The organism is Martinezella miluonensis (genome assembly GCF_900094545.1).
GTDB lineage: Bacteria > Pseudomonadota > Alphaproteobacteria > Rhizobiales > Rhizobiaceae > Rhizobium > Rhizobium miluonense.
Window position 1 is genome coordinate 14,948 of record NZ_FMAH01000024.1, and the last position, 17,168, is coordinate 32,115.

At 58.6% G+C, this 17,168-nt stretch carries 18 protein-coding genes; 10 read left to right on the forward strand and 8 right to left on the reverse strand.

The window, feature by feature from the left end; translation table 11 throughout:
• Window position 1 precedes the first annotated feature (1 nt).
• The 8 genes from GA0061102_RS18815 to GA0061102_RS18855 form a co-directional block, all read right to left on the reverse strand.
• Window positions 2–1,099 carry a BMP family ABC transporter substrate-binding protein gene (locus tag GA0061102_RS18815; RefSeq protein ID WP_092852051.1) on the reverse strand — a complete coding sequence of 366 codons (1,098 nt, stop codon included), beginning with the start codon at window positions 1,097–1,099 and terminating at the stop codon, window positions 2–4.
• Between the two features lie 23 nt (window positions 1,100–1,122).
• The gene (locus tag GA0061102_RS18820) at window positions 1,123–2,502 is read right to left on the reverse strand and encodes an amidohydrolase (protein WP_092852053.1); all 1,380 of its coding nucleotides are present in this window, start codon (window positions 2,500–2,502) and stop codon (window positions 1,123–1,125) included.
• Between the two features lie 4 nt (window positions 2,503–2,506).
• Entirely contained in the window at window positions 2,507–3,163 is a 657-nt protein-coding gene (locus GA0061102_RS18825) for a glutathione S-transferase family protein (protein WP_092852055.1), read from the reverse strand.
• On the reverse strand, window positions 3,160–4,005 hold the full coding sequence (locus GA0061102_RS18830) for an aromatic ring-hydroxylating oxygenase subunit alpha (protein WP_092852057.1): 846 nt from the start codon (window positions 4,003–4,005) through the stop codon (window positions 3,160–3,162). The genes GA0061102_RS18825 and GA0061102_RS18830 overlap by 4 nt, the downstream gene beginning before the upstream one ends.
• Window positions 4,005–4,646, reverse strand: a complete 642-nt coding sequence (locus GA0061102_RS18835; RefSeq protein ID WP_092852059.1) for a Rieske (2Fe-2S) protein — start codon at window positions 4,644–4,646, stop codon at window positions 4,005–4,007. The genes GA0061102_RS18830 and GA0061102_RS18835 overlap by 1 nt, the downstream gene beginning before the upstream one ends.
• Before the next feature lie 138 nt (window positions 4,647–4,784).
• Window positions 4,785–5,069, reverse strand: coding sequence for an acylphosphatase (locus GA0061102_RS18840; protein ID WP_092852061.1), 285 nt, complete (start codon window positions 5,067–5,069; stop codon window positions 4,785–4,787).
• A 995-nt stretch (window positions 5,070–6,064) separates the two neighbouring features.
• Window positions 6,065–6,859 (reverse strand): pyrroline-5-carboxylate reductase, encoded by a 795-nt coding sequence (locus GA0061102_RS18850; RefSeq protein WP_425348545.1) that lies wholly within the window; start codon window positions 6,857–6,859, stop codon window positions 6,065–6,067.
• On the reverse strand, window positions 6,860–7,579 hold the full coding sequence (locus tag GA0061102_RS18855; RefSeq protein ID WP_004119315.1) for a GntR family transcriptional regulator: 720 nt from the start codon (window positions 7,577–7,579) through the stop codon (window positions 6,860–6,862).
• A gap of 198 nt (window positions 7,580–7,777) precedes the next feature.
• Between GA0061102_RS18855 and GA0061102_RS18860 the strand changes: the two genes are divergently transcribed.
• The 10 genes from GA0061102_RS18860 to GA0061102_RS18905 all read left to right on the forward strand — a co-directional run bounded on the left by GA0061102_RS18860 (window position 7,778) and on the right by GA0061102_RS18905 (window position 17,111).
• Window positions 7,778–8,611, forward strand: coding sequence for a substrate-binding periplasmic protein (locus GA0061102_RS18860; protein ID WP_092852065.1), 834 nt, complete (start codon window positions 7,778–7,780; stop codon window positions 8,609–8,611).
• Window positions 8,612–8,679: 68 nt separating this feature from the next.
• Window positions 8,680–9,477, forward strand: a complete 798-nt coding sequence (locus GA0061102_RS18865; protein WP_092852067.1) for an amino acid ABC transporter ATP-binding protein — start codon at window positions 8,680–8,682, stop codon at window positions 9,475–9,477.
• Window positions 9,474–10,136 carry an amino acid ABC transporter permease gene (locus tag GA0061102_RS18870; RefSeq protein WP_092852069.1) on the forward strand — a complete coding sequence of 221 codons (663 nt, stop codon included), beginning with the start codon at window positions 9,474–9,476 and terminating at the stop codon, window positions 10,134–10,136. The genes GA0061102_RS18865 and GA0061102_RS18870 overlap by 4 nt, the downstream gene beginning before the upstream one ends.
• 9 nt (window positions 10,137–10,145) lie before the next feature.
• The gene (locus GA0061102_RS18875) at window positions 10,146–10,811 is read left to right on the forward strand and encodes an amino acid ABC transporter permease (RefSeq protein ID WP_092852071.1); all 666 of its coding nucleotides are present in this window, start codon (window positions 10,146–10,148) and stop codon (window positions 10,809–10,811) included.
• Window positions 10,812–10,841: 30 nt separating this feature from the next.
• Window positions 10,842–11,720, forward strand: a complete 879-nt coding sequence (locus GA0061102_RS18880) for a dihydrodipicolinate synthase family protein (RefSeq protein WP_092852073.1) — start codon at window positions 10,842–10,844, stop codon at window positions 11,718–11,720.
• Window positions 11,721–11,776: 56 nt separating this feature from the next.
• The gene (locus GA0061102_RS18885) at window positions 11,777–13,015 is read left to right on the forward strand and encodes an NAD(P)/FAD-dependent oxidoreductase (RefSeq protein WP_092852075.1); all 1,239 of its coding nucleotides are present in this window, start codon (window positions 11,777–11,779) and stop codon (window positions 13,013–13,015) included.
• 34 nt (window positions 13,016–13,049) lie between these two features.
• On the forward strand, window positions 13,050–14,525 hold the full coding sequence (locus GA0061102_RS18890; protein WP_092852076.1) for an aldehyde dehydrogenase family protein: 1,476 nt from the start codon (window positions 13,050–13,052) through the stop codon (window positions 14,523–14,525).
• 12 nt (window positions 14,526–14,537) lie between these two features.
• Window positions 14,538–15,572, forward strand: a complete 1,035-nt coding sequence (locus tag GA0061102_RS18895; protein WP_092852077.1) for a proline racemase family protein — start codon at window positions 14,538–14,540, stop codon at window positions 15,570–15,572.
• Window positions 15,573–15,580: 8 nt separating this feature from the next.
• Window positions 15,581–16,339: an SDR family NAD(P)-dependent oxidoreductase gene (locus tag GA0061102_RS18900; RefSeq protein WP_092852079.1), complete on the forward strand. Its 759-nt coding sequence runs from the start codon at window positions 15,581–15,583 to the stop codon at window positions 16,337–16,339.
• Window positions 16,340–16,355: 16 nt separating this feature from the next.
• A complete protein-coding gene (locus GA0061102_RS18905) occupies window positions 16,356–17,111 on the forward strand; it encodes an SDR family NAD(P)-dependent oxidoreductase (RefSeq protein WP_092852081.1) in 756 nt (251 codons plus the stop codon).
• Window positions 17,112–17,168 lie beyond the last annotated feature (57 nt).

Consider the following 17,168-nt stretch of genomic DNA (forward strand, 5'->3'; position numbering starts at 1 on the left):
CTTACTTCGGCAGAGGTGTCTTTACACCTTTGACATGCCAGTCCATCGCGACGATCTGGGCATCGCTCAGCGTCGCGCCGGAAGCAGCGCCTTCGCTACCATCCGCCTTGGCGATCGGGCCGGTGAATGGCGAAAAGCCGCCGCTTGCGATCTTTGCCTCGATCTCTTTGATCTTGGCCATGGTGTCGGCCGGGATCGCCGGGCTCCAGTCGACGACTTCGACGACCTTGTCCGCAACGCCGAGGAAAGCGTTGGCGCCTTTGAAAGCGCCAGCAAAATGGGCATCGACGGACGCCTTGAAGAACGGCGACCAGTCCGTTGATACGCAGCCAAGGTAGGTCTTAGGCGCGTATTTCTTCATCGAGGAATTCAGGTTGAAGGCGTGAACACCGGCTTCCTCGCAGGCGGAAATGACAGAGGGTGTATCCTGAGCGTTCGAAAAGATCACGTCGCAGCCCTGCGAGATCAAGGCCTTGGCCGCCTCCTGCTCCTTGGCCGGATCGAACCAGGAATTGACCCAGACGACTGATACCTCGATGTCGGGCTTCACGGCCTGTGCGCCGAGTGTGAAGGCATTGATGGACGTGATCAGTTCGGGAATGGCAAAGGCGGAGACTGAACCGAGCTTACCCGTCTTGGAGACTGCGGCCGCCGCCATGCCGAGCAGGTACGTTCCTTGAAAGTACTTTGCGGCAAAGGGCGAGAAATTCGGTGCTACCTGGAAACCGGAGGCATGAAGGACTGTGACCTTGGGATTGCGCCGGGCAATCTGGAGCGCGCCGTTCTGATAACCGAACGAGCCGGCGATCAGGAAGTGGTTTCCATCGGCGACCGTCTTGTTCATGATACGGTCCGCATCCGGGCCTTCTGCGATGTTCTCGATGACGGTCACCTTGACCTTGTCGCCATAGGCACTCTTGATCGGATCCAGTCCGGCGGCCAGGGCGTGCCCCCAGCCGACATCGCCGATCGGCGAGGGTACGACAAGCGTTATGCCGAGCGGTTCGTTAGCGGCAAACGCGCGGCCGGTAAAGGCCGTTGCGAGGCCTGCTGCGGCCGCGCTCTTCATCAATGTTCTGCGGGTCAGATTCTTCTGCATCCCAGTTCCCCTTTTTTTGGTTTTCAGAATTCTACAGTTGCAAGAGCAGCCTCGGCCGCCGCAAACAGCGCGGCCTCATCCAGCCCGGTGAATTCACCGCCTTGCCAGACGATGCGTCCGTTAATCATGGTCATATCGGTGGGCATGCCGATCCCGACCTTGGCGATGAGGCTCAGCGGGTCATGCCGCGTCCCGACATAGTCCATCCGTCGCGTATCGATTGCGAAGAGGTCGGCCGCCATGCCCGGAGCAAGACGGCCGATATCGGTGCGCCCGAGCAGGCTCGCGCCTCCGTTTGTCGCATATTTCAGAAAGTCGAGCGGGGCGGGAACGGGGTGCACACGCGTGGAAGCCGTCAAGCACTGCAGCATGTAGGCGGAATGGATGCAATGCATGAGGTTCGAGTTGTCGTTCGATGCGGCTCCGTCGCAACCAAGGCCAATACGCAGGCCGAAGGCCTGCATCGCCGGGATGTCGGTCACTTCCGCGCCGACCAGGTAAACCGGCTCGGGGCAATGGGAGACGCCGGTACCGCTTGCCGCCATTTTGCGCAATTCGTCATGCGTCAGCTCCCAGCAATGGGCATAGAAGGTGTCGGGGCCTGCAAAACCCAATTCGGCGCAGTAGTCGACCGTGCGCATTCCATGCCGCGCCTTGATGACAGGGCTTTCACCTTCGCCGACATGCGTGTGCAACTGCACGCCACGATCCCGCGCCAACGAGACCGACTCGACGAAGGTTTCGCGATAACAATTGACCGGCTGGCAGGGAGCGACCACCACTTGGCGCATGCTGAAAGAGCCGGCATCGTGATAGCTATCGATCAATCGCGCGCAATCGGCGATGAATTCGTCCGTGGTTTCGAGCATGGCATCCGGGATCGTCGACCCCTCGGACTTCGGCAAGGTGTTGCCGCCGCGTCCTGCGTGAAAGCGCATCCCTAGAACTTCCGCCGCCTCGAATTGACGATCGATCAGCCGTTTTCCCGCATGTCTTGGAAAGCAATATTGATGGTCGAAGGCTGTAGTGCATCCATGCTTGATCATTTCCGCCATCGCGGTGACCGAGGTGTGATAGAAGCAGTCCTCCGTCAGCCGTGAGAAGATTGGATAGATACGGTCGAGCCATTCGATGACGGACAGCTTCGTCCAGTCAAGGTCGGCCCGATTGCGCACGAAGCACTGAAAGAAGTGGTGATGGGTGTTGACGAGCCCCGGATAGACGAACCAGCCGGAGGCATCCTGGACAACGGTGCCCTCGGGCAACAGGTTTAGCGACAGGTTCTCCCCAATCGCCTGGATCGCCGGACCTTTGGTCAGCAGGTCCACGTTTCGGCGCACGCTCGGTCCATTGCCCTCATCGACGATAACAGCCGCACAGTTTTTCAGAAGATAACCGGTCATCCCATCATTTCTCCCCTGCAAGGAGAGGATCGGGTTTCAACTCGTGCAGGCGGTGAATGCCGGGCATTTCGATGAAACCGTTCAGGCTGCGGATGGCGCGCAGCCAGAGCCTGATTAAGGGATAGGGATCAAGTGAGAGGCCACCATCGGGCGCAAGGGCCACATAGGGGAAGCAGGCGATGTCCGCGATGGTTGCCTGGTTTGCCGCAAGGAAACGCATGCCGCGCTCGCCCCGTTCGAATAGGCCTGCTTCCAGCTCGCGCAACGCCGCGATCCCTTGAGCCTGCAAAGCCTTTATGTCTCCGGGGCGCAGGAGCATCTCGTGGAGCCGCGCACCGCCAAGATTCGCCGTCAGGCGATGCGAAAAGGAAAGCCATTGCTGCACGCGCGCCGTCTCCTGCGGCGAACCGTGGCCCAGCCATTCCGGCGCATTGTTGGCGGCGAGATAGGCAAGCATTGCCGACGACTCGGTAAGCACAAGATCGCCATCCTCGAGGATCGGGATGGATCCCGCCGGATTGAGCGCGAGAAGCTCCGGGCCCCGATGCTCCGCACCGGGATGGAAGTCGACCGACCGGATGTCGAGCTTAATGCCCAGGATTGCGGCCATGAGCCGTACCTTGTAGCAGCTCGGCGATAAAATATAATCGTAGAGCTTCATTGTGCGACCAATTGTGCGCCGTAGGTATAGTTATGTCGCTTGAGCCACCGCCTATAGGCGACCGATGTCAGGTCCGCCCTTGTCGGAATTTCCATGCCGGGATCAAGCGGAAGAAGGGTGGGTATCTGGTTTTCGAGGATCGAACGATCCTGCAGGAAGATCATCTGTTGAAAGTGGATGAGATCGGTCATTGGCGTATCATCGTCGAAGAGAGCCATCCACGGCCAAACGTCGCAAAGGTCTTCCGCGAGAGGCTGCACGAACAGCGTAATGACGTCCCATTCACCCGGTCGCGGAGGGCACGTCTTATAAAGCACCGAACAGGTAGGTGCCGGCACACGGTACATATATTCGGTCGTAATGCCGCCAGTCGCCGACTTTGCGGCCTGCGGCTGGTAGAATTTCACTTGCGTTGCCCAGACTTCATCTTCGTTCTCGCGGATCTCGACCTTGTAATTTTCGACCTCCGTATGCGGTTCCGCACCGAGGATGTCGGTGTGAACGAAGGGAAAATGAGCGATGTCGAGAAAATTCTCGACGGCACGGAGCGGCGAGCAGCGCACGCGGATCACGCCGACATCGACGAAACGGCGACCTGGCTGATCGGCCTCTGGAATGGCAAAAAGCTCCTTATCCGGGTTCCCGAGGGAAGACCAGACATGGCCATACCGGACGCGGACGGGGAGGGTTTGCCCATTGCCTGTCACCACCTGCGCATTTCCATTGTGATCGCGCGCGACCTCGATCGCTTCGCCCATTAGATAGGTGTTGCTCCCTTTTTCGCTGAGCTGGCTGAAGAGGCCGACTGGATACCATTCGTCGATCATTGCGCCGCCTGTCATTATGCATTCTCCCTTTGGCGCTCTTCCGCCTGGCGACGGAGGGATTCGGCAATGCGGGAAGCCGTCAGGCGGTCTGCCGAGCCGCGGTCTGGTTCGATCATGAGATGAATGAGCGTACGCTTTTCCTGTGGTGCCAGCAGCAGCCTGATCCATGGGAATTCAAGCACGCGGATGAGCCCGTTCGCGTCGGTCTTTGCTCTCGCCGCCCGCTCGACCGCCGTAACATCTGTTTCCGCAGTCAACGAGCGTAGCGGTATAAGCCTGTCAAATCGTGGGGGCTGCATCGCCGGTTGCCCAACTGCGACCCACAAAATACCGCCGGATTCTTCGACCTGCTGAACAGCGACACGGATGGTTTCCGGAGGCGTCAGATCTGGATGAGCCGGAATGCGAATGCATCCGCCCGATGGAGAATAGCTCCATCCGTGATAGATGCAGGACAGCGCTTCGCCACGCACGAAGCCGTGCGACAGCCTCATTCCGCGATGCGGACAGCGATCTGATGATGCCGTCACGCCGCCCGACTGACTGCGCCATAGAGCAATCGGGCCGACCGATGTCCGGGCCGGTATGACGGTTCCTGGTGGTAGATCAGAAGAAAGGGCAACTGGCACCCATGATCCGGCCCCATCAGATGGCATAGCCTTGACTCTCTTAATTTTACCAATGACTTGGCGTCATTGGACATGAGCAGGTGCTGATCCCTGCATCCCCTCAGCTTTTAGAGGTTTGCATAAATAATTCGCATTGGCAACATTGATGAAATAAAAGGCAATATATCAGAGATTTCTAAGATGCGATGATTCCGGACCATCCATGATCCTGCGCTGAATCTCTTCGACCCAGACATCAATCGGACCGAGCGAGCAGGCCATTTCCAACATGTCGATCAGTTCCATGGGGCCTGTTACTTCAAGCTCGATCCGGTCGGTATCAGAATAGAAGAAGGTCTGGGAGAGTCCGAGCTTGTTAGCATGGCGCCGAATCCACGGAACGAATGAGGCCGAGTTGACATTGCCCAGGATTGTCATGCGTTCTCGAAACTCGCCCTGCTGCAACTGCATCTGTAAATGCCTCTTGTTTCAAATCGGGGTGAAAGAATAGCTGTATGGCGAGTTTGCGAAAGAGCCTGAGCCAATTAAACATATCATTCGTCAATGTTGCCTGGGAATTGCCTCAAGATTCAAGTTGCATCATTGGCTTGGGTTTAGAGGTATATTCCATACCAACGCTTCAGCCTTGACCCCCTCCTTGGATTTGCTCAACGCGAGTCGGCAGGTCGAACTTGCTTTTCCCGGCAATCCCGATTGTTCATTCCATCGTCATCTTTCACTGAGCGATGCCCACAGAGCATTCCGGTTCGAGTGGTTTGTTCCAACCCTGACGTGTTGATTCCGCCAGGAAATGGTCCTCCGATGATGGATGCTGATAGCTTCGAAATAGACATGAGAATGTGTCAGTCGCTGAGGTACGGAAGTTGGCGAAGTTTTGGCCCTTTCGATAGCAACGGTGAGGTGGTCACCATCTCGATATGTAGAGGAAATCTCATTCCGTCGACACGCCAAGGTGACGTGTCGATCCTGCATCGCGCGAAAATGATCAAACCGTTGTCAGCATTCTTAAAGCGACGCCACCGGCCGGCATCGTCGGAGAGGATCGCCATGCGATGGCAGAGACACGAAGATCTGACGATCTGGCTTTAGCATGGTCGGAGGCGTGGGGAAGAGGTGACGCGTGGCGTGAAGCACTCGCGAAGGGTTTAGAGATGATGCTGAAAAAGTTCGCCGCGGTCGTGCACGGTGCCCTCTTGGGCGGCTTCGGTCGGATAAAGGAGACTCCGAAAAAATTCGGGTTCTACTGAAAGGATTTTAAGCGAAAATAGGCCCCATAATAGTCTAACAGGCCACACAGTCTGAGTGAAATCAGATGCCTGTCCAATTTCCCGCACATGCCGGCGGTTCAAATCCCATCAAGACCAACATTTGCGGCCCACCGGAAATTTCGTGGGGCAATAACATGGCGGGTCTGAAGTTAAGCCCGTTTTTAACGAGCCATGCTCTCAGATATCGGTACTGCATCCTTCGATGCGAGCTAGGACCCGATCCAATGCCGACACCAGCGTGGCGCGCCCACCCTTCGTCTCAAAATCCGACAGGACCTGCGCATTCAGCCCGCCCTTCGTTGCGAATTCTTCGCTGAGCGTATGAAACGAATGGACGTGTCCTTCATTGGCCCGCCGTGCGAGGCTTTCAAACAGCGGCGCAATATAAGCTTGCCCCTTTGATCGATCGAGCCCGTTGTTTTCCAGCCAGTCGGTCGTGAACTCCATGACCCCGAAGAAGGTCGACATCATGGCGCTGGCAGCAGCAAGAAGATCATATTCCTTTCGGGATTCGCATTGAACAGCCGTGCCAAGCGCATCGAAGAGGGCAGCTATTTCAGGATTGGGAGGGTAGATGGCGGTCACGCCCCGGCGATCTGCGACGAAAGGCAAGGGGATTGCCTGCACGAGGTCTATCTCGGCCCGGATCCAGTCGAGCAAGTTTTGGCGCTCCATCGTTGCGACGACGCTGACGACGCTCTGTTCATTCCTGAAACGAAGCCCGCGTATGACCTCTTCGGCGATCTGCGGACGTATGGCCAGGACCGCAATGTCGCTGCGATCGACCACCGTCTGGTTGTCCGCCGCCACAGTTACCCTGTCGAATTTGGCGGCAAGTCTTGCTGCGATGTCCGCGTTGCGAGGCGAGACATAAACCTCAGATATATGCGCTGGTTCGGCAAGGAGGCCTTGCACCATGGCTTCGGTGATCGCACCGGTTCCGACAAAGCCGATAGTCTTCATATCTGCCATCTACTCTGCGGCTCGTGCGGGTCCGAGCGGGACATCGGTTGTATAGTTCTCGCGCATGAAATTGATGAAGTTATCCTGGAACTGGCGCGTGTGAGCATGGGCGAGCTCATCTGCCAAGTCGACATTCTTATCCCGAATTGCCTCCAGCATCAGGCTATGCTCGTCCGTGAGGAGATATCCCTCGTGGGTGCGTTCCAGATATTCGAAATGCAGGTGCAGCATGCGCTGGCCCTGCGACAGGAGCTTCTCATAGAAAGATGCGAGATAGTGGTTCTTTCCGGCATAGGCGATCGCCATGTGGAATTCCTTGTTCGCCTCCGACATCGCCAGATGATTTCCGACTTTCACGGCGGTCGCGAATGCCTTTTCCCGTTTGGCAATTAATTTGAGGTCGGTATCGGTTCGAAGCGCTGCCGCCAGGCGAGTGTTCATCCGCTGCGCGATGTCGAGCGCCTCCACATACTTCGGAAAGCTTCCCACTTCGATGGGTGCGACGATCGTGCTGCGGTTGGACAATGTGACGACGAGTTCGTCCGCGCCCAGGCGGATCAAGGCTTCGCGCACCGGCGATCGCGACATGTCGAAGCGCTCGGCCAGGGTTGTTTCATCGAGAAGCTGCCCCGGCGGCAGAGTGAGAGCCAGGATCTCGTTCCGCAGCGTTTCATAGACGCTTTTCCAGCCGGTTCCCCGGACCCGTTTCACTTCAGTCTCGTCAGACACTTAAGTCCCTTTCATTCGCACATATGACATTGGGCCAGAAAAACAGTGCATCGGCAATGTAATTTTTTCGCTTGACTTTGTCGACACGCTGTTGACATAAATTTGCTAGTCGACACGTAGCCGACAGAAAAATCGAAAAGAAACGGCCAAAGCCGACGAGTGGAACCGCGCTTCGCGCACAGCAAAAGAGGAATGCCGATGCTTTCGAAGTTGATCACGTCCGCCTTGCGGGCGTTGCCTGCGCTCGCCCTTATGGCAAGCGTTTCCGCAACCAGCACCTATGCCCAGACCGCTGATGGCTATTGGCAAGGCGTGCAGAAGGCCGGTGTACTGAGATGCGGCGCGGCGGTCGCTCCGCCCTACGTTATGCGCGACCCGGCAACCGGCGAATACTCGGGTTTCTTTGCCGATCTCTGCAAGGAGTTCGCCGACGTTCTCAAGGTGAAGCCGCAATTCGTCGACACGACCTGGGACAATATCGTTGCCGGTCTTCAAGCCGGAAAATGGGATGTGTCACTGGCGCTGAACCGGACGGCGGCCCGCGCCATGGCGGTCCAATTCTCGATCCCGGCGATGGAGTATCAGATCTCGCTCGCCTACAATAAGAACAATCCGAAGATCCCGGCGACTGCAGTCTCCGTCTCCGACATCGATAAGGCTGGCGTCACGATCGCAGTCATGTCCGGCACGGCTCAGGACAAGGCGATCTCTGCAGCCGTGAAGAGCGCAACCATCATGCGCCTTCCGGGCAATGACGAGACGCGGCTGGCCCTTACCTCGAAGCGAGCCGACATTCTGGTCGACGCATCCGATACCAACCAGCTTCTCACCCAGGCAAATCCCGATTGGGCGGTGGCCCTGAACCCGAAGCCTGCGCTTGCCAAGCAAGGCGTCTCCTTCGGACTGCCGCACAACATGTCGGCCTCGGATGTCGAAGTCGCTAACATCTTTCTCGAGGAGAAGGTTGCCACCGGTCATGTCGAAGAACTTATCCGCAAGGCCGTCGGCGAAGTTCTCAAGGGAGCAAAATAAGTCCCGCCCGGCGTCGGCGCTTTTCCGCCGACGCACTCTCTCGCTGTTCAGACAAACCGAGATCGGCCATGACCATGTCCTTCAGCCTTCCCCTCGTCAAAATGCAGGCGCTCCACAAGAGCTATGGCAATGGAGCCATCCAGGTGCTGAAAGGCATCGACATCGAAATGAAGCCCGGCGAACGCGTCGTGGTCATCGGCCCGAGCGGCGGTGGCAAGAGCACGCTGCTCAGGGTGATGATGGGTCTCGAGCAGGTTGACAGCGGGTCGATCAGCTTTGATGGGAAAGCCTATATTTCGTCCGAAAGCCTCGGCAAAAAAACCCTCATCGATACGGAAGTCCGCCGGTCGATCGGCATGGTCTTTCAGCACTACACGCTCTTTCCGCATCTGAATGTGATGCAAAACCTCGTTCTTGCGCCATGCAAGGTGCGTGGGGAAGCCAAGGCGCATGCGGTGAACCGCGCCCAGGCTCTCCTCGAGCGGTTTGGTTTGGGAGCAAAGGCCAAAGCCTATCCGGCCCAGCTCTCCGGCGGTCAGAAGCAGCGCGTCGCCATCGCCCGCGCCTTGATGCTGGACCCCAAGCTGATGCTTTTCGACGAGGTCACGTCGGCACTGGATCCCGAGCTTGTCAGCGAGGTCGAGCAGGTGATCCTTCAGCTGGCATCACAGAACATGCCGATGATGATCGTGACGCACGACATGTGGTTTGCGAAGAATATTGCCTCGCGCGTGATTTTCTGTGCGGGTGGCGTCGTCGTCGAGGACGGTCCTCCCGAGCAGGTGCTCGGCTCCCCCAGGGAAGAACGCACCAAGGAATTCATCGATCGCGTCTTCCACATCAAGCAGCAGGGGGCGGTTGCGTGAATTACACGTTCGACTTCAACGCTGTATCGATCGCGCCGCTGCTGCAGGGGTTGTGGGTTTCTCTGGAGCTGACGGCGGCGGCTAATGTCATCGGCATCGTTATGGGCTTTGGCCTGGCTCTTCTGATCATGAGTCCGTACAGGCCAGTTCGCTTGCCGTTTATGCTGTTTGTCGAATTTTTTCGCTGCACGCCGGCCATCGTTCAGATCGTCTGGATATTCTACTGCGTTCCGATGATCTTCGATGTCTTCCTGGACCCGATCACCATGGGTGTGCTGGCGCTCGGGCTGAACCTCATGGCCTTCAACGCCGAGGCCTATCGAGCAGCGATCCAGGCGGTTCCGCGCGAGCAGCTCGATGCTGGCATCGCGCTCGGCCTGTCGCCGTTGCAACGCGTACTCTACATCGTCTTTCCAACTGCATTCCGTGCCTCGATCCCCGTCCTGCTAACGAACGGCATCGTTATCTTCCAGCAGAGTGCGCTGGTAGCGATCGTCGCAATCCAGGACCTCATGTACCAGGGAAAGACGCTCGCGACCGAAACGTACCGACCGATCGAGACATTCACGGTCGTGGCGCTGATCTATTTCGCCGTATCCTTTCCGATCACGCAGATCGTCGGCTTCCTTGAACGCCGCCGGCAGCTTCTCGTCAGCTAGGAGGCCACGATGGCCCTCGATTTCTCGATCCTTCTCCGTTTCGAGCATGCGCTTTTGCTCGGTCTCTGGATGACCGTCAAATTGACTGTCATGTGCGTCCTGCTCGGATGCTCTCTCGGCTTTATGGTGGGTCTTGCCAGAACCTCCCGCAATGTCGCGATGCGGGCCATCTCCGGCGTCTATGTCGAATTCTTTCGCGGAACGCCGGTGCTCATCCAGCTCTTCTGGATCTTTTTCTGCCTGCCTCTGCTGCTCGGTGTCGAGCTGTCGAACCTCGCATCAGGCGTTATTGCCCTGACCCTTTATATGGGGGCGATCACCAGCGAAACGTTCCGGGCGAGCCTGAAGTCGATTGGATCGGAGCAACTGGATGCCTGCGTTGCGCTCGGGCTTCCGCGAAGCGTTCAGATTGTCAATGTCGTGCTTCCGCAGGCCGTGCTGCGCGCGATCCCGACATTGCTGTCGAACTGCGTTAGCCTGTTCAAGGAAAGCGCCCTGGTTTCGGCCGTCGGCATGGCCGATCTGATGTTCGTTGGTCAGAACATCTCGAACAATACCGCGCGTCCCGTTGAGGTGCTGACCGTCGTCGCGCTGATCTATTTCGTCATCGCATTTCCGCTGACGCGAGCCGTCTCGCTCGTCGAGGTGCGCATACTCAAGAAACTCGCCATCTAAACGCAATTGCCTCACATACAGGAGACTTCCATGAAACTGTCCGGCGTCATGCCCGCGCTCATCACCCCCTTTGATGCGAACGGCAGGGTCGATTTCAAGGCCTTCGAAAAGCATCTCATCGCGTTGCGCGCTGCCGGCGTGACCGGATGGGTGCCCATGGGCTCGACGGGTGAATACTCGGCAATGTCGAACGCCGAGCGCGACGACGTGTTGAGGTTCGTCAGGGATTTCGCAAGAGAAGGCGAAGCGCTGATTGCCGGCACGAATGCGCCTGCAAGCCGGGAGGTCATCGAGAATACGCTACGGGCGAAGGAGATCGGCTACGATACCGTTCTGCTGGCGACGCCCTTCTACACGCGCCCGACGCAGGACGAACTGCTTGCGCATTTTCGCAACGTGCTCGATGCCACCAATATCAACCTCGTACTCTACAGCTATCCCTATAAGGACGGCGTCGAGATCGGTTTCGGCATCCTCGACGCGCTTGCTGACGACCCTCGTGTTTTGGGCATCAAGGAAAGCTCCGGCTCCCTCCAGCGTGCGATCGATATCCACTCACGCTACAAGGGCCGCATCGACTTGATCTCCGGGTCGGACGACATCGCTCTCGACTTCATGTTCTGGGGTGCTGACGCCTGGATCTGCGGGCCGGCCAACTGCATGGCAAAGGCATGCGTCGATCTTGATCGAACCTTCCGCTCCGGTGATCTTGCAAGCGCACGAGAGAAGATGATCGTGCTTTATCGCGCGATGAACATTCTCGAGAGCGGCAAGTTCGTGCAGAAGGTCAAGTATGGCTGCGAGCTACAAGGCCTGCCGGTCGGCAACTGCCGCGCGCCGCTGGGCGAACTGACGGCTGATGAAAAAGCTGAATTCAAGGTCGCGATGCAACCCATCCTGAATTGGTAACCAAATTGGTATCGAGGTGCGGTGGTGCCTCGATGCACATTTTCTGAGGAAGTGAAGTGGCTTCAATCATCGTTGTCGGCGCCGGCATAATCGGAACCAGCCTTGCTTATGAGTTGCAGCGCCGCGGCCAAACCGTCATGCTCATCGATAAGAGTGCGCCGGGGCAGGGTGCTTCCTATGGGAATATGGCCAGCATCGCTGTGACGGAATTCATGCCCGCCTCGCGTCCCGGTATCTGGGCGCAGATGCCCAAATGGCTTCTTGATCCCGAAGGACCTGTTCGCATCCGGCCCGCCTATGTGCCGCGGCTGATCCCCTGGTTTCTGCGTTTCATGGCCGCAAGTCGCCCATCGAAGTTGAGAGAGCTCGAGGAAGCCGGTGCGACGCTGTGCGCGCGCGTTCACGAGGATCTGGAGGCGTTCCTCAGGACGACCGGCCTTCAGCACATGCTGAGTACCGAAGGGTGTCTCAGCCTCTATGCAGACGAGGCGGAGTTTCGGGCCGATCGCGAGCATATCGAAATTCTGGAACGCTTTGGCTTCCGACACGAAATCCTTGGCAACAACGCGATCCGCGATCTTGAACCGGCACTGACGACGAAGATCGGCAAAGCTGTCCTGTTCCCAGACAATCGTTCGATCGCGGACCCCTATAAGTTCGTGCTTGCTATTGCCGACAGGTTCAAGGCTTTGGGGGGCGTCATCGAGCAAGGGGCAGTAATTGGCTTCGAACATCGCGAAGACCGCATATCTGCCCTTCGGCTGAACGATGGCCGAGTGTTCGCCGCAGACAGGTTTGTTCTCGCCGCGGGAGCCTTTACGGCAAGGCTCTCGATCATGCTGAGGGAGCATATCCCGCTTGAAACCGAGCGCGGTTACCACACCCAAATCATGGATCCCGGTGTTTCGATGCGTCATTCGATCATATGGCCTGCACGCGCCTTTATGGTCACGCCGACAGCCGGTGGCATCAGGGTCGGCGGGACGGTCGAGATGGCCGGCCTTGATGCGCCGCCCGACTACCGTCGGGCAAAAGTGCTGGTGAAGCGAGCGAAGGAAGCGTTGCCCGATCTGCAAGTGCGTCAGGCAACAGAGTGGATGGGACACCGCCCGGCGCTTCCCGACACGGTTCCCGTAATGGGGCCGTCAGCCAAGCGAAGAAACGTCTGGTACGCGACCGGTCACGGCCATTTGGGCCTGACCTACGCGGCAACGACCGCCCGGCTGATGGGAGATATCATTACGGGCCTCAAACCACCCGTGGACATGAAACCTTATCGCGTCGACCGGTTCTAGAACCGAGGCGACCTGTGGCAGCAAGGAATTGAAGATGCGAAGCGAACTCTACATAGACGGCAAGTGGGTCAAGTCTCTCAAGGGTGGCGTCTGTGAGGTGATCAATCCGGCGACGGAAGAGGTTATACAGACGATCGCCGCGGCAACGGCTGAGGATGTCGACATCGCGGTCAGGGCGGCCAGGCGCGCCTTCGACCAAGACGGCTGGCCGAAGCTTTCCGGCGGACAGCGCGCGAAATACCTGCGTGCGATTGCTGACGGTATTCGCGCCCGTCAGGCGGAGATCGCTCGACTGGAGGTCATCGACAACGGCAAGCCGTTGCCGGAGGCCGATTGGGACATTGCCGATGCTGCCGGTTGCTTCGATTTCTATGCAGGCCTCGCCGAGCAGCTCGATAATAATCCCGAGGAGGTCATCTCTCTTGCCGACGACCGCTTCGTTTCCAAAGCAGTCAAGGAGCCCATCGGCGTCGCCGGTGCGATCATTCCCTGGAACTATCCCCTGCTCATGGCCGCCTGGAAGGTTGCTCCCGCTCTGGCCGCAGGCTGCACGATCGTCCTCAAGCCCGCCGAGCTGACGTCGCTCACCGCGTTGGAGCTCGCCGCAATCGCGGATGAAGCTGGACTTCCGCCTGGTGTCCTCAACATCCTCACGGGTTCGGGTTCGATCGCCGGACAGGCAATCATCGACCATAAGGGCGTCGACAAGCTGGCCTTCACAGGCTCCGGCCCGGTGGGATCGAAGATCATGGCGGCCGCCGCCCGCGACATCAAGCGCGTCAGTCTCGAGCTTGGCGGCAAGTCGCCATTCGTCGTGTTCGAAGATGCCGATATCGACGCGGCCGTCGAATGGATCATGTTCGGCATCTTCTGGAACCAGGGCCAGGTCTGCTCGGCGACTTCGCGCGTGCTCGTTCATCAGGACATTTATGAGCGCCTGTTAGCGCGCCTCGTCGAGGAGACGGGCAAGATCAGGATCGGCAACGGTCTGGACGACGGTGTCCTTCTCGGCCCTTTGGTGTCGAAGCGCCAGTACGAGCAGGTCGTCGCTGCGATCGAGGGCGCACGGAAGGCCGGAGCGACGATTGCATGCGGCGGAACGCGGCCGGAAGGGTTCGACAAAGGCTATTATTTGCGTCCGACTGTGCTTACGGATGTTCCGCTCGATAGCGAAGCCTGGGTTGAGGAGATCTTCGGTCCTGTCGTCTGTATCCGGCCCTTCGAGAGTGAGGCGGAAGCGATCGAGCTTGCCAACGACTCCCGTTTCGGCCTTGCCGCCGCCGTCATGTCGAAGGACGATTCCCGAGCAGAGCGCGTCGCAGCGGCCTTCCGGGCAGGTATCGTCTGGATCAACTGCTCTCAGCCGACATTCACCGAGGCGCCATGGGGCGGATACAAGGAATCCGGGATTGGTCGCGAGCTCGGCCGCTGGGGTCTCGAAAATTATCTCGAGACCAAGCAGATCACCAAATATGTCTCCGATAAGCCCTGGGGCTGGTACATCAAGTAAGGGGTCGATCGGATGCGTTTTGACAGATCTCTCGAACTGCTGCTTGTTCATTGTCAGGGCGAGCTCGGCCACGTCCTCGTCGATGGTGCGCCTGAGGTGCCCGGTGCGACCATGCTCGACAAGATGAACCACATCAACAATGTTGACGACAGTCTCCGTCGTTTCGTCACTTTCGAGCCACGCGCCAATGTCGCCATGTCCGTCAATCTGCTCGTCGCTCCGACGCGCGATGATGCGGATGCCGGATTCATCGTTCTGCAGGCCGACCGGGCACATCCGATGTCGGGCAGCAACTGCATCTGTGTGGTCACGGCTCTTCTGGAAAGTGGCCATGTACCGATGACCGAGCCGGAGACCACCGTTCGACTGGACACCCCGGCCGGTCTGATCGTCGCCCGTGCACGGTGCGAGAGCGGCCGCTGTGTCGGCGTGAGCCTCGACAATGTGCCGAGCTTCGCGGAATTGCTTGACCACGACATCAATACGCCCGCCTGGGGACGGATCAAGATCGATGTCGCCTTTGGCGGCGTCTACTACGCACTGGTCGATGCGAACCAGATCGGACTTAAGATCGAACCGAGAAACGCCCGCGCGCTTGCCGAGGCTGGCATCGAATTGAAGCGTCTGGTGGGGGAGCTCGTCAAGGTCGCTCATCCGACGTTGCCGGGCCTCGCCGAGATTGCCTATGTCATGTTCCGTGAAATGGAACCGGACGGGGCCATTCGAACCTGCACGACGCTACGGCCGGGCCGTGTCGATCGCTCGCCATGCGGAACCGGCAGTTCCGCCAATCTTGCGGCCCTTTACGCACGAGGCGTCGTCTCTGTCGGGGACATCCGCACATCGCGTTCCATTATTGGTGGGGAATTCAAGGCCGAAGTCATCGGCGAAACGGAAGTCGGTGGCCGTAAGGCGATCCTTCCTCGCATCACGGGACGCGGCTATGTTTACGGCCGCTCGCAACTGCGCCTTTCGGAAGACGATCCATTTGTGGCCGGCTTCGCGCTCTCCGATACATGGGGACCGCAAGTCGACCTGTTGAGGTGAGGGCAATCATGGACAGATGGCTTCAAGGACAGACCATATTGGTCACTGGGGCATCCGGCGGAATAGGCGCCGCGATTGTCGAGCGGCTTGCTGCCGAAGGCGCAAGGCCGATCATTCACTTCAGCCGGGACAAGGCCGGCGCGAAAGCCTTGCTGGCGCGCATCGGCGGTCACGGCTGGATCATCCAGGCCGACCTCTCCACGCCGGAAGGGCCGTTCGAGCTATGGCGACGGACAGTCGAAGTCGCTGGACGCGTCAACGGGCTCGTCAACAATGCTGGAATCCGGACGGAAGTGCCCATCGAACTCTCTGCCGCTGACTGGAGAGCGGCGTGGCAGAAGGAGTTTCAGATCAACTTCTTTGCCGCTGCCGACCTTTCCAGGGATGCGATCCTCCATTTCAAGGCAAATGGCGGCGGCCGTATCGTCAACATCGCCAGTCGGGCCGGGCAGCGCGGTTACGCGGCCGACGCCATGCCCTATGGGGCGACCAAGGCGGCACTCGTCAATCTGACGAAGTCGATCGCCCGCAGCTTCGGTGGCGAAGGTGTGACTGCAGTTGCGATCGCTCCCGGCTGGGTGCGCACGGACATGGCGGAGGATTTTATCGCCGCGCATGGAAAAGCAGCAGCCGTCGCGGACATTCCGATCGGCGAAATGGCCGCGCCGTCCGAGGTGGCCGAACTTGTCGCATTCGTTCTGCGGCCCAGCCAGGCGTCGCTGAATGGAGCTACTCTCGATGTCAACGGCGGAAGCTATATTCGGTAATAAGGAGGTGGTTCTCATGAAGCGTTTTGAGGGAAAGGTTGCGATCGTCACGGGAGCGGGAGGCGGGATCGGCTCGGCGATCGCCAGGCGCCTGTCGAGCGAAGGGGCATTTGTCATCGTGACGGACGTGAACGTCGAGGCCGCCACGCAGGTCGCCAGCGACATCCGGTCTGAGGGCGGCAATGCGACTGTAATCTCAGCAGATCTTTCGAGGAAAGACGCATGCTTCAGCCTCGTGGAGCAGGCATTCGGCTTGCATAATCGCGTAAATATCCTCGTAAACAACGCAGGCATCAATCGCCGCGGCAATCTGCTGTCGCTGTCTGATGAGGACTGGGACATCAGCTTCACCGTCAATCTCGATTCTATGTTCCATCTGTGCCGAGCAGTTCTTCCGCACATGATTGTGGCTGGCGGCGGCGCGATCGTGAATACGGCTTCGCAATGGGGGCTCTATCCCGCGCCCAATCATATTGCCTATAACACTACCAAGGCAGCCGTTGCGGCATTTACCCAGAATTTGGCTCGTGACTACGCACCCGACAAGATTAGGGTCAATGCAGTCTGCCCGGGCGAGATCCACACGCCAATGCTGGAAGCGGGGGTCAAACGCTCCGGTCGGACGATCGCTGATCTGGATAGGCTCGTGCCATTCGGGCGCATCGGCAAGCCCGAGGAGGTTGCCGCGCTTGTTGCCTTCCTGGCGTCGGACGAAGCTGCCTTCATGTGTGGGTCCCTGGTCGAGGTTACCGGTGCTCAGGCGGTGGCTTAGGATGCTGAAAACTCGGATCCGCATCCGGCTCCGAACTTTCCACCTATCTTTGAAAAC